Source organism: Lelliottia jeotgali (genome assembly GCF_016771845.1).
Lineage (GTDB): Bacteria > Pseudomonadota > Gammaproteobacteria > Enterobacterales > Enterobacteriaceae > Enterobacter > Enterobacter jeotgali.
In genome coordinates, this window is record NZ_JAENMQ010000003.1 from 1 (window position 1) to 12452 (window position 12452).

The 12452-nt window shown below is 55.8% G+C and carries 15 protein-coding genes; 7 read left to right on the forward strand and 8 right to left on the reverse strand.

Going from position 1 to position 12452, the window contains the following annotated elements:
- Positions 1–167 precede the first annotated feature (167 nt).
- The 4 genes from JBO43_RS08780 to JBO43_RS08795 all read right to left on the reverse strand — a co-directional run bounded on the left by JBO43_RS08780 (position 168) and on the right by JBO43_RS08795 (position 2963).
- A complete protein-coding gene (locus JBO43_RS08780) occupies positions 168–647 on the reverse strand; it encodes a GlcG/HbpS family heme-binding protein (protein WP_103948475.1) in 480 nt (159 codons plus the stop codon).
- Between the two features lie 88 nt (positions 648–735).
- The gene (locus tag JBO43_RS08785; protein WP_103948476.1) at positions 736–1347 is read right to left on the reverse strand and encodes a response regulator transcription factor; all 612 of its coding nucleotides are present in this window, start codon (positions 1345–1347) and stop codon (positions 736–738) included.
- On the reverse strand, positions 1340–2665 hold the full coding sequence (locus JBO43_RS08790) for a sensor histidine kinase (protein ID WP_202674131.1): 1326 nt from the start codon (positions 2663–2665) through the stop codon (positions 1340–1342). Before JBO43_RS08790 ends, JBO43_RS08785 begins: the two co-directional genes overlap by 8 nt.
- 130 nt (positions 2666–2795) lie before the next feature.
- Positions 2796–2963 (reverse strand): hypothetical protein, encoded by a 168-nt coding sequence (locus tag JBO43_RS08795; RefSeq protein ID WP_165790602.1) that lies wholly within the window; start codon positions 2961–2963, stop codon positions 2796–2798.
- A 244-nt stretch (positions 2964–3207) separates the two neighbouring features.
- Here JBO43_RS08795 and JBO43_RS08800 point away from each other — a divergent pair, with 244 nt between their 5' ends.
- The 4 genes from JBO43_RS08800 to JBO43_RS08815 are packed head-to-tail and all read left to right on the forward strand — an operon-like array spanning position 3208 to position 6308.
- On the forward strand, positions 3208–4038 hold the full coding sequence (locus JBO43_RS08800) for an ABC transporter substrate-binding protein (RefSeq protein WP_103946433.1): 831 nt from the start codon (positions 3208–3210) through the stop codon (positions 4036–4038).
- Between the two features lies 1 nt (position 4039).
- Positions 4040–4855, forward strand: a complete 816-nt coding sequence (locus tag JBO43_RS08805; RefSeq protein WP_202674132.1) for an amino acid ABC transporter ATP-binding protein — start codon at positions 4040–4042, stop codon at positions 4853–4855.
- On the forward strand, positions 4855–5625 hold the full coding sequence (locus JBO43_RS08810) for an amino acid ABC transporter permease (protein WP_202674284.1): 771 nt from the start codon (positions 4855–4857) through the stop codon (positions 5623–5625). Before JBO43_RS08805 ends, JBO43_RS08810 begins: the two co-directional genes overlap by 1 nt.
- Positions 5622–6308, forward strand: coding sequence for an amino acid ABC transporter permease (locus JBO43_RS08815; RefSeq protein ID WP_174348945.1), 687 nt, complete (start codon positions 5622–5624; stop codon positions 6306–6308). Before JBO43_RS08810 ends, JBO43_RS08815 begins: the two co-directional genes overlap by 4 nt.
- On the opposite strand, the gene fumD is transcribed toward JBO43_RS08815, so the two are convergent.
- The 4 genes from fumD to JBO43_RS08835 form a co-directional block, all read right to left on the reverse strand.
- Positions 6289–6498, reverse strand: coding sequence for a fumarate hydratase FumD (fumD, locus tag JBO43_RS08820; RefSeq protein WP_045401410.1), 210 nt, complete (start codon positions 6496–6498; stop codon positions 6289–6291). The genes JBO43_RS08815 and fumD overlap by 20 nt on opposite strands.
- Before the next feature lie 129 nt (positions 6499–6627).
- Positions 6628–7440, reverse strand: a complete 813-nt coding sequence (locus tag JBO43_RS08825) for a MetQ/NlpA family ABC transporter substrate-binding protein (RefSeq protein ID WP_006174916.1) — start codon at positions 7438–7440, stop codon at positions 6628–6630.
- 26 nt (positions 7441–7466) lie between these two features.
- Positions 7467–8135 (reverse strand): methionine ABC transporter permease, encoded by a 669-nt coding sequence (locus tag JBO43_RS08830; protein WP_095281765.1) that lies wholly within the window; start codon positions 8133–8135, stop codon positions 7467–7469.
- Positions 8128–9150, reverse strand: a complete 1023-nt coding sequence (locus tag JBO43_RS08835) for a methionine ABC transporter ATP-binding protein (RefSeq protein WP_103948482.1) — start codon at positions 9148–9150, stop codon at positions 8128–8130. The genes JBO43_RS08830 and JBO43_RS08835 overlap by 8 nt, the downstream gene beginning before the upstream one ends.
- Positions 9151–9548: 398 nt before the next feature.
- Here JBO43_RS08835 and JBO43_RS08840 point away from each other — a divergent pair, with 398 nt between their 5' ends.
- The 3 genes from JBO43_RS08840 to ynhH all read left to right on the forward strand — a co-directional run bounded on the left by JBO43_RS08840 (position 9549) and on the right by ynhH (position 12447).
- Positions 9549–10919, forward strand: coding sequence for a pyridoxal-phosphate dependent enzyme (locus JBO43_RS08840; RefSeq protein WP_103948483.1), 1371 nt, complete (start codon positions 9549–9551; stop codon positions 10917–10919).
- Positions 10920–10931: 12 nt separating this feature from the next.
- Positions 10932–12077, forward strand: coding sequence for a trans-sulfuration enzyme family protein (locus tag JBO43_RS08845; protein WP_202674285.1), 1146 nt, complete (start codon positions 10932–10934; stop codon positions 12075–12077).
- Between the two features lie 175 nt (positions 12078–12252).
- A complete protein-coding gene (gene ynhH / locus JBO43_RS23280) occupies positions 12253–12447 on the forward strand; it encodes a protein YnhH (protein WP_420866233.1) in 195 nt (64 codons plus the stop codon).
- The last annotated feature ends 5 nt before the right edge of the window (positions 12448–12452 follow it).

Here is a 12452-nt window from a genome sequence, read left to right on the forward strand (position 1 = left end):
GTACGTAATGACATGGTATCTCTCGCATCCCAGGGCATAAGCGACTCCAAAAACGGGTTCGTATGCCTTAGTTGTAAGTGTCTACCATGTCCCCGAACAAGTGTTCATGATGTCCCCGGACCGCACAATGGGAGAGGGCCGGGGTGAGGGCACCAGACCACACAAAACTACTTCTTCAAGCCATCCAGCGCCTGCTGTGCACACGCCTCATCCAGCTGACCGCCCGGCGCACCGCCAATACCGATCGCACCAATCACTTCATCGCCCTCTTTCACCGGCAAACCACCCGCCAGCAACAAGAACCCCGGCACGTCACGCATATTCTGCGCGCCCGCGTTGCTCTGCGCGGATTCCATCACTTTACCGGAAGCATTTTTGGTGCTGAGCGCCGTGAACGCTTTCATTTCACTGGCCTTCACCGTGTGCGGACCGGCGTTATCGGTGCGCTGAACCGCTTTCACCACGCCCGCGCGATCCACCACCGTCACGCTCACCTGATAATTTTTGGCGCTACAGGCCTGAATCGCCGCACTCGCCAGGGCATTCGCCTGGGTCAGAGAGATATTTTTTTGGGTCAGGGTTTCTGCCTGAGCTGACACCGAAACCATTCCTGCCAGCAGCGCGGCGACCGTCATGAACTTTTTCATCGCAATTCCTCGAATGTGGGAGACAACGCGATGCTATCGGGATGTGCGACTGAGCGGTATTCGGTTGATTACGCAGCCCACCTGGTAGTTATACGGATTGCAATTTATCGTATTCGCGGATCGCCTGCACCAGGCTGCTCACGCCGAGTTTGGCAAACAGCGCCGCGCGGTGCGCTTCGACGGTTCGGGGAGACAAATTAAGCCGCGCCGCCACCTCTTTATTGCTGCGCCCTTCCATCAGCTCTGAAAGCACTTCGTGCTCGCGTGCAGTCAGCTGTTCAAACAGCGCTTTCACCCGCTTAAGTTCCTGCCAGTTGGCCGTGCGGCGCTGGCTCTCTTCGAATGCGCGGGCGAGAGTCTCGATGAGTTTATCGGCGTCCAGCGGCTTGGTGAAAAATTCAAACACGCCGGTGTGAAACGCGCGACGGCAGGCATCGACGCTGCCGTGTCCGGTCATGATAATCACCGGCAGCAACGGCCACGGCCACGCGCCCTCTTCCAGCCAGGTGAGACCGCCTTTTCCCGGCATGCGCATGTCCAGCAGCAGACAGCCGGTCAGCGCTTTTTCCGCGTCATGTTCCGCCGTAAACGCCTCGATGCTGGCGAAGGTTTGCACCTCCCAGCTCATACCCGACAGCAGAAACGCCATCGACTCGCGGATGGCGGCGTCGTCATCGATCAAATACACCACGTTACTCATGCGCGGCTCCTTTACCCGGTTCCAGTTGTAATATGATCTGTGCTCCGCCCTGCGGCGCGTTGCCGAGCGTAATACTGCCATTCATGCGCATCATCAATGATTCCGTAAGCGTCATTCCGAGGCCAATTCCCTTTTCTCTGCCGCTGTAGAACGGCATAAACGCGTTCTGCAACGCCTCGGGGCTGAACCCCGGCCCGCCGTCGGTCATGATAATTTCCGTCACCCCGTTTTTACGCTGGCTGGAGATGTGCACCCAGCCGCGCGCGTTTTCTTGCTGCGCCTGAATGGCATTGCTGAGCAAGTTATGCAATACCTGCTCCAGCCACAGCCGGTCCGCCTGCACGCTCGCGGCCTGCGGCGGGAAATGGTGGCTGACGGTAATATGCTCATTTCTGCGCTCATGCTCCAGCAAATTGCCCACGTGCTGCCAACACTCGGCCAAATCTATCTCGCTCAACGTGACTTTTTCCTGAACCACATGTTCACGAAAGCGCGTCAGCAGTTCACCGATGCGCTGAGTTTGGGTAAGCGCTGCGCCGAGTGCATGACTAGCCGCCTGCGTATTTTCCTGCACTAACTGCCGCTGCGCGCCCTGAATCCAGGTTTGCGTCGCCGTCAGCGGCTGATTGATCTCGTGCACAATCCCGGCGGTGATTTCCCCCAGCGTGTTGAGGCGCGCGTGCTGATAATACCAGGCGCGACGTTCGGCGTTTTGTCGCTGCAATCGCTGCCAGACCACGCCCGCCCCCACAGCGACAATGCCCGCCCAGCCGAGGAACAGCAGCGGGAAAAGTATCCAGCGGATGTTCAGCCAGCGTGGCTCGGCATCCGCCGTCAGCGTGAAGGGCTGCGTATGCTGGGGAAAATCGCGCTGCCAGTGCCAGAATGCCGTCGAAGGTTCAGGAATCGTTGCCGACAGATTGATGTGCAGAGGGGAAAATTCATGCGCCGTTGTGAGCAGCGGACGCAGATCGACAAGCACCCGGATCTGCCGCCACGGGTTGTAGAGCCAGTATTGTTCGTCGTCGAGTGGCTCAACGCGCGCGGCATCCAGCGCGCGGTCGTGTGTTTTTTCCAGGGCAAGGATCTGCGGGAATTTTTTACGCAGCGCCATCAGATCTTCATCGCCGTTCAGTAGCGGCAAAACAGATTCATTTTGGGTCAACACCGCGCTGATGCTGGAAAAAAGCGCGGTAAACTCGCGATCGCGTTCCCAGAACTGGCGGCGAATCTGTTCGGCATACAGAAGCACGCTGCTCAGCAGGCAGACAATTATCCAGACTATCAGAGCGCGTCGGATTAATTTTTGGCTAGTCATTCGGTCTTCAGGCGAGGTGATTTTTGCCTTTGACCTTAGCAGGTTGGCGGATTAAGAACAAAAAAAAGCCGATACGCTGAGGTATCGGCTGCACAGTTCGTTCCAGTAGGTCAGGCGCGTACGCCGTAACTCAGCGTGGTGTTTTGTCATGGAACCACTCCGGGTCGATGTTGGCCACATCGACGCCATACAGACTGGCAATCGGCAGCACCGATTCAATAACACGTTGCGCGCTGTTCTCCGCACTCTCTGATTTGGCTACAAAAAACCGCCGTAACGTATTCACCCAGTTTTGCATGGTCCGACTCCTCTCGATTGCGTCTGAACTCAGTTAAAACCCAAACTCGGTGTAACGGAAATACCAATATCAGCTGACCATTGTCAGAATCCGCAAATGCGTCGTTTCCCGTCACTTACCCGTAACACCCTGTTCACTAATAACTTTTCCTATATAGCAAAGAACATTTTCTTATTTGGCGATACATAACGCTTATGGGAGCGTATTCGAACAAAACAAAAACAACGGGAACTTTGAGGGAACTATGACTACACACAAAAAGCATTATCACAGACTGGCGTTGGCATTGGGTTTACTGACCGCAGGCGGCTTTTTATCGACTCAGGCTCAGGCCGACCAACTGGCGGATATCAAAGCCGCTGGCGTGGTGAAGGTCGCCACTTTTGATGCCAACCCGCCGTTTGGTTCTATCGATGCCAAAACCCACGATATCGTTGGGTATGACGTTGATTTCGCCAAAGCGCTGGCTAAAAAACTTGGCGTAAAGCTGGAGTTGGTCGCCACCAATCCGGCCAACCGCATTCCGCTGTTGCAGTCGGGCAAAGCCGATCTGATCGTCGCTGATATCACCATCACTCCGGAACGAGCGCAGGTGATTGACTTCTCCACGCCGTATTTTGTCACCGGTCAGCAGTTCCTGGTTCCGGCAAAATCAGCGGATAAACTGGATGATTACAGCAAAGCGCGCATTGGCGCGGTGAAAGGCACCACTGGCGAACAAGCACTGCATCAGCGTTTCCCGCAGTCTCGCGTGCTCTCCTACGACGATATTCCACTGGCGTTAACCGCCCTGCGTAACGGCAACGTGCAGGCGATTACCCAGGACAGCACCATTCTGGCTGGCCTGCTGGCACAGGCTCCGGATAAAGCCGATTTCAAAATCCTGCCGGACTTGCTCAGTAAAGAAGAGATCGGCGTGGGGGTGAAGAAAGGCGAAACCGCGCTGCTGAAAGTGGTTAACGACGAGCTGGTCAATCTGGAGAAAACCGGCGACGCGGCCAAAATTTATGACGTCTGGTTCGGCCCACAAACCCAGTCACCTCAGCCTCGCGCCTTTAAAATAGAAGCCCAGTAATATGCTCTCAGGTTTATTTTCACGCTCCGCGGCCCGTGCCGCGGATTTTTCACATCTGGACCAGGCAAGCGTTGAGTTCCGCGAGGTGGTTAAACGCTACGGCGATCACTCGGTTTTAAAAGGGATCAATCTCAGCATCAATCCCGGTGAAGTGGTGGCGATCCTCGGCCCGTCCGGTTCCGGTAAGTCCACGTTGATTCGTCTGATTAACCAGCTTGAGTCGCTGAACGGCGGCGAGATCCTGATCGACAACAAACCCACCGGCAAACTAACCGGCACGGCCCTGCGCCAGTTGCGCAGCCGGGTAGGATTTGTATTTCAGCAATTTAATCTTTACGCCCATCTGACCGCCAGCCAAAACATCAGCCTTGCGCTGGAACATGTTCACGGCTGGAAGCCACCGCAGGCCCAGGAGCGTGCGCTAACGCTGCTGGATAAAGTCGGGATGGTGGAGAAAGCGGAGCATTACCCGGCAGAACTTTCCGGTGGGCAACAGCAGCGCGTGGCGATTGCCCGTGCGCTGGCGTCGTCGCCGCAAATTATCCTGTTTGATGAGCCGACATCAGCTCTCGATCCGGAGATGATTGGCGAAGTGTTGCAGGTGATGAAAGCCCTAGCCCACAGCGGTATCACGATGATCGTGGTGACGCACGAGATGCAGTTTGCCCGTGAAATTGCCGACCGGGTGGTGTTTATCGACGGCGGGCAGATTCTGGAAACCGCCCCGCCGGAACAGTTCTTCCGCCATCCGGAACATCCACGCGCCCGACAGTTCCTGCAAAAGGTGCTTAACCCGCTGCATCAGGAGCAGCTGTGATGCCCGCCCTCGACTGGCAAGGGGTGCTTTCCGGACAGCCCTTACAGTGGATTTTTTCCGGTTTTCTCACCACGCTGTGGGTGACGCTCGCAGGCATGATTATCGCCAGCGCGTTTGCCGTTCTGTTTTTGCTCCTGCGTCTGGCAGGCGGAAAAACGGGTAACGCAATCGTGGCGGTCTGGGTGTCGCTGTTTCGCAATACGCCGTTACTGGTCCAGCTGCTGTTCTGGTATTTCGCCGCCTGGAACGGTCTACCACGCGTGTTTCGTGACTATATCAACGCCGATCACAGTTGGTCGATTCTGCCGGGTGACGTCTGGTGGTTTACGCCGGAGTTTCTCTGTTCCGCCTGGGGGCTGGGGGTGTTCACGTCGGCGTTTTTGATCGAGGAGATCGCCTCAGGTTTACAGGCCGTTTCGACTGGACAGCGGCAGGCGGCGCTGGCGCAGGGGTTTTCGCCGTGGCGACTGTTCCGCTACATCCTGCTGCCGCAGGGGCTGGCGAATGCCTGGCAACCGGTGGTAGGCCAGTATCTGAACTTAATGAAACTCTCGTCACTTGCAAGCGGCATTGGCTTTGCTGAGCTGACCTATCAGGTGCGGCAAATCGAGAGCTACAACGCCCACGCGCTGGAGGCCTTTACGGTCGGCACTGTGCTGTATCTGCTGACCGGCGTGGTGCTCGGGCTGCTGCTGGTGAGACTTGGACCGTCGACCGTGAAACGCCGTCCGCGTCAAACGGCCATCAACACAGGGAGTGAACGCGCATGATCGCCGGACTGAACGTGATTACCGAAAACCTGGATTATCTGCTGTGGGGCCGGATGTCTGCGGGCGAACCTGGCGGCGTGTTGCTGACGCTGCTGATGGCGCTGGGAGCTGCGGTGCTGGCTTTGCCGGGTGGGATTGCCCTCGCCGCGCTGGCCTGGCGTTTTCCGGGCATGGTGCGCAAAACGCTGTTCCTGTGGGCGGAGCTGATTCGCGGTATCCCGCTGATCTTCGTGATTTTCTGGATGTGGTATTTGCTGCCGCTGCTGACTGGCGGTGACCTGCCCGGCGCGTTGACCGTGACGCTGGCGCTGGCGTGGTTTACCGCGGCGGCGGTGATGCACTCGGTGCTGGCCGGGCTTCGGGCCTTACCCAACGGACAATACGAGGCGGCATTAACGCAAGGATTTGGCACGCAGCAGACGCTGTGGCTGATCCTGCTGCCGCAGGTGTTACGCAATATTCTGCCGTCTCTGCTGGGGATTTTTATCAGCCTGCTGAAAGATACGTCGCTGGCCTTTATTGTCAACGTGCCGGAGCTGACGACCGTCGCCGGACAGGTGAACAACCGGGTGCAGATTTACCCGGCGGCCATTTTTATCTTTACCGGCGTGGTCTATTACCTGCTCTGCTGTGGGCTTGAGCAGGCAGCTAAACGCTGGCGCATTAACCAGCCAGCGCTTTAACCACCGTTTCCATTGCTTCTGTCGTCAATTCACTGCGTTTCACGCGCTGGTTCGCCAGCGCGGTGCGCAGCACCCCCGCAATGACAATATGCTTCGGCTCTTGCCCTAAATCCCGCATCTCAAGAACGACTTTCCCGACTACCCGGCACATTTCCTGATACAGCGCGTCGTCTTTAGTCACATTGCCCATTGCTATCACTCCATTGCTGTAAAGGAGCAGCTTAAATGATTAACAGAATGGATACAAAAAAGGGTGAGGAGAAACCGCGATTTCCCCTCACCCTAGCCCTCTTCCAAAAGGAGAGGGAATCGGTCGTGCTTAGTTATTGACTGGAATCACAGCGCCTTTGTATTTGGTGCGGATCCAGTCCTGAATCTCTTTGGAGTGCAGCACGTCCACCAGCGCGACGATATCTTTCTTCTTCTCGTCGCCGCGATGCACGGTGATGATGTTCGCGTACGGGTTGTTCTCACCGCTTTCTACCGCAATCGGGTCGTGAACCGGGTCGAGACCGGCATCGATGGCGTAGTTGGCGTTGATCACCACCGCAGCGCCTTCGTCGTTGTTATACATCTGCGGCAGCAGAGAGGCTTCGACGTTCGGGGTGAACTGCAGTTTTTTCGGGTTTTCGACGATATCGCTGATGCGCGCGGTCACTTTGTCGATGCCAGGTTTGAGCTTAATCACCCCCTCTTTCTCGAAGATAGAGAGAATACGCCCCTCTTCAGACACCGCATCACGCATGATGATTTTGCCGCCTTCTGGCAGGTCTTTCAGCGATTTGTATTTTTTGGAGTAGATACCAATCGGCTCAATGTGAATAGCACCGGCACTGACGAAATCGTAATCTTTGTCGCCTGCATGGTCTTTCAGCACGCTGTTCAGGTAAGGGATGTGCTGGAAGTAGTTCGCGTCGATGTCACGTCCCGCCAGCGCAGTGTTTGGCAGGATGTAGTCCTGGAAAGGTTTGATCTCCAGATCGATACCCTGTTTCGCCAGAATCGGTTTCGCCTGCTCCAGAATTTCAGCGTGCGGGGTGTTGGATGCGCCAACGGTCAACGTATCCGCCCAGGAGGCAAAGCTCAGGGCGCTCAGGGTTGCGGCGGCAATCAGTGTCAGTGTCTTTTTCATGATGTGGTTCCTGTGTGTTATGAGTTTTATCGTTTATCTAACAGTGAAGTAATGACATCGCCGCAGAACTGGATGATGAAAACGATGATCAAAATGGTCACCGTTGCCACCAGCGTGACATCACCGTGGTTGCGCTGGAATCCTTCCAGATAAGCCAGATTTCCCAAACCGCCTGCCCCAATCACCCCCGCCATAGCGCTGTAGCTGACCAGTGCAATCAACGTGACCGTGATGCCTGATACCAGGGCAGGTGATGATTCCGGCAGTAATACCCGAAAAATTAAGGTGCTCAAACGTGCGCCCATCGAACGCGTCGCCTCGATGACGCCTTTGTCCACTTCGCGCAAGGCGATTTCCACCAGACGCGCATAAAACGGTGCGGCGCCGACAATCAGCGCCGGGAGCGCAGCGTTAGCGCCAAGAATGGTGCCGACGATGGTTTTAGTGAACGGAATCAGCAACACAATCAGGATGATGAACGGAATGGACCGGAAAACGTTCACCACAATCGAAATCACGCTGTAGACGGTGCGGTTGTGGAACAGCCCGCCGCGCGCGGTTAAGAACAGCGCCAGGCCCAGCACAATCCCCAGAACAAAGGTCGCAACACCAGAAATCGCGGTCATGTACAGCGTTTCCAGCGTCGCCGCCCACAGTTGCTCTACTTTCAGATGCGGAAAAAGATTCTCAAGCATGTTTAATCACCTCGCCTTCAATATCGCTGTGCTTCAGGTCGGCGAGGATATTGTTCAGTTGCTCTTCAGATGCCACCACGTGCAGCCAGAGCTGGCCGAATACGCCGTGCGCGGTTTGCGTCATTTTGCCGTGCAGAATGTTAAACGCCACGCCGTAGCGCAGGGTCAGTTCCCCGACAATCGGCTTATGCGTGCTGTGTCCGGTAAAGGTCAGGCGGATAACAGTGCCTTCCAGTTCGTTCGCCAGTTCCGGGTTAAACGCTTCTTCCTCGGCGTACTGGCTGACCTGACGCACAAACTGCTGAGTGATCGGTTTTTGTGGATGGGTGAAGACGCTAAGAACATCGCCCTCCTCCACCACTTTGCCGTTTTCCATCACCGCCACGCGGTCACAGATTTTGCGCACCACGTGCATCTCGTGAGTGATCAGCACGATGGTGAGTTTGAAACGACGGTTAATGTCGAGCAGCAAATCGAGGATCTGATCGGTCGTTTGCGGGTCGAGCGCAGACGTGGCTTCATCGCACAGCAGCACATCCGGATTATTCGCCAGCGCACGGGCGATGCCCACGCGCTGTTTCTGCCCGCCGCTGAGCTGCGACGGATAGGCGTTCTCGCGGCCCGTCAGCCCGACCAGCTCAACCAGTTCGGCAACGCGTGCTTTAATTTTCGCTTTCGGTACGCCCGCGATTTGCATCGAGAAGGCGATGTTTTCTGTCACCGTGCGCGACCACAGCAGGTTGAAGTGCTGGAACACCATGCTGATTTTCAGGCGCGCCTGACGCAGTTCTTCGCCTTTGGCTGCAGAGATATTCTGGCCGCTGATGGTCACGCTGCCCGATGTCGGCTTTTCCAGCCCATTCAGCAAACGAATCAGCGTACTTTTTCCGGCACCGCTGTAGCCGATAATCCCGTAAATCTGCCCCTGCTCAACCGTCAAATTAACGTCATCCACGGCGGTTAACGCCACTTTTCCGTTGTCAAAAATCTTCGAAATATTCCTCAGAACTATCATTATTTTTCTTATCCGTTACGCGTATAGCGGTTTAGCAGTATGGATGTCCAAACGATAGTAATCAGAGGTTATCCTGTTTTAAATGAACAAAATCGAATGTCTTATAACGCAGAGGAATATGAAGCGTGTCGACTGGGCGCAGGACGATTAGCTTATTTTCAGCAATGATTAGCTGTGAAATGGATATGCGGCAGCGCCTCAGGCGCAAAAATGGTCATTTTTACCGCATTTTGTCCTTATATAGCCGTCCTCACATCTGGAGCACTTTACGGCTTTCCACCCTTACTTCCAGAAAAGGCATTTATATTACTTTCCGTTCTAAAAGGCAGTGAAACGTTCTTTCTTGAGAAATTTTCATGGTCCTATCATCCAGCCATGTCCCTGTTAAGGAAAAGACCATGGCGATTTATCATTCCGTCACCGAACTGATTGGCCGCACGCCAATTATCCAGTTGCACAAGCTCGATACCGGCCTGTGCTCGCTGTTTTTGAAACTTGAAAACCAGAATCCGGGCGGTTCCATTAAGGACCGCGTGGCGCTGTCGATGATTAACGAAGCGGAGCGCAAAGGGCTGCTCGCGCCGGGCGGGACCATCATTGAAGCCACGGCAGGCAATACCGGGCTGGGGCTGGCGCTGATTGCGGCGCAAAAAGGTTACACGCTGGTGCTGGTGGTGCCGGACAAAATGAGCCGCGAGAAGATTTTCCATCTGCGCGCGCTGGGCGCTCAGGTGGTGCTGACCCGCTCAGACGTCAACAAGGGCCATCCGGCCTATTACCAGGATTATGCGCAGCGTCTGGCGCAGGAAATTCCGGGCAGTTTCTATATTGATCAGTTTAATAACGAGGCCAATCCGCTGGCGCACAGCACCTCCACCGCACCGGAGCTGTTTGAACAGCTGGACGGCAAAATCGACGCGATTGTCGTCGGCGTCGGTTCCGGCGGCACGCTTGGCGGGCTGCAGGCGTGGTTTGCGCAGCATTCCCCGCAAACTGAGTTTGTATTAGCAGACCCGGCAGGATCGGTGCTGGCGGATCAGGTGGAATCGGGTCGTCATCAGGATGCGGGCTCGTGGCTGGTCGAAGGCATCGGCGAGGATTTCATTCCGCCGCTGGCACGTATCGAAGGGGTTCATCAGGCGTATCGTGTGACCGACCGCGAAGCCTTCACCACCGCCCGCGATCTGCTGAAAACTGAAGGTATTCTGGCGGGTTCTTCAAGCGGCACGCTGCTGGCGGCGGCGTTACGTTACTGCCAGGCGCAAACCACACCTAAACGCGTGGTCACCTTTGCCTGCGACAGCGGAAACAAATATCTGTCGAAAATGTTCAACGACGACTGGATGCGCCAGCAGGGGCTGATCTCCCGCCCGCAAACCGGCGATCTCTCTGACTATATCGCCCTGCGTCATGACGAAGGCGCGACCGTGACCGCCGCCCCGGATGACACCCTCGCCACCGTTCTCGCGCGTATGCGGCTGTACGACATTTCGCAGCTGCCGGTGCTGGACAACGGTCAGGTGGTCGGGATTGTCGACGAGTGGGATCTGGTCAGCCATATCGCAGGCGACGGTGAGCGCTTCGCCCTACCCGTCACGCAAGCCATGACCCGCAACGTCGAAGTGCTCGACAAACACGCCTCAGAGAGCGCGCTGAAACCTATTTTTGACCGTGGTCTGGTAGCCGTCATTAATGACAGCAATCGCTTCCTCGGCCTGATTACACGCAGCGATGTCCTCACCGTCTGGCGCAACCGTCTTCAACAATAAGGAACAATAATGATGAAAAACCTGGCAACCCTTAGCGTCCACAGCGGCGAGTTTAACGATCAGCACGGGGCGGTGATGCCGCCGATTTACGCGACCTCGACGTTTGCGCAACCGGCACCTGGCGAACATACGGGCTACGAATACTCGCGCAGCGGCAACCCAACGCGCCACGCCCTGGAAACGGCGATTGCTGAACTGGAAAGCGGCACGCGCGGATATGCTTTTGCATCCGGTCTGGCGGCGATTTCCACCGTGCTGGAACTGCTGGACAAAGACAGCCATATCGTCGCCATTGACGATGTGTATGGCGGCACATATCGCCTGATCGAAAATGTGCGCAAACGCAGCACCGGCCTGCAGGTGAGCTGGGTAAAACCGGGAGATTTAGCGGCGCTGGAAGCGGCGATTCGCCCCGACACTAAAATGATTTGGGTAGAGACGCCGACCAATCCGCTGCTGAAACTAGCGGATCTCGCCGGAATTGCGGAGATTGCGCGCCGCCACAACATCATCAGCGTGGCGGATAATACCTTTGCCTCGCCGGTGATTCATCGCCCGCTGGAGTTTGGCTTTGATATCGTCGTGCATTCTGCGACCAAATATCTCAACGGCCATTCTGATGTGGTGGCGGGCCTGGCGGTGGTCGGCGAGAACAGCGAACTGGCTGACCAGCTGGGTTATCTGCAAAATGCCGTCGGCGGTGTGCTCGATCCGTTCAGCAGCTTCCTGACGCTACGCGGGATTCGCACCCTCGCCCTGCGAGTCGAAAAACACAGCGCCAATGCGCTGGCGATTGCGCAATGGCTGGAGCAGCACCCACAGGTTGAAAAAGTGTGGTTCCCGTGGCTGGAATCGCATCCACATTATCAGCTGGCACGTGAACAGATGGCGTTGCCGGGCGGGATGATTTCTGTGGTGGTAAAAGGCGATGCGCAACAGGCCACCGCAATGATTCGTAAGCTGAAACTGTTTACTCTTGCAGAGAGCCTGGGCGGGGTTGAAAGCCTGGTCAGCCAGCCGTACAGCATGACCCACGCGTCTATTCCGCTTGAGCAGCGCTTAGCCAATGGCATTGTTCCGCAGCTGATTCGTTTGTCCGTTGGGATTGAAGATGCGAACGATTTAATTGCCGACCTTGAGCAAGCGCTGAAAAACTAAGCAATTTGCGGCAGGCCGTGCGTCTGCCGCAACAAGATGCCATTTCGCCTTAACGCCTTGATAACAATCTTTGTGAAACTGCACAGAATGTTTTTGAAACACCGTTTCCATTTTCCTTTTATCTGAAAATCAGCGTATAATGCGCGCCTAATCCCTGGGTGAATGGTTTCAGCGCTTGGAATACAAAAAACAACGTACAACTGCAACTCTCCTTCATTGGGCCAACACTCAGGCACACTTTCTTCTGCACGCTCATTTGATGTCACCTATCCTTAGTGCGTGTCATACAAAATTTCGCTACACAGGTTTGACTCTGCGGCAGTGCGCCCCCGGAGCGAGATTCCCATATCCTTCCCAACTTAAAGACTAAGACTG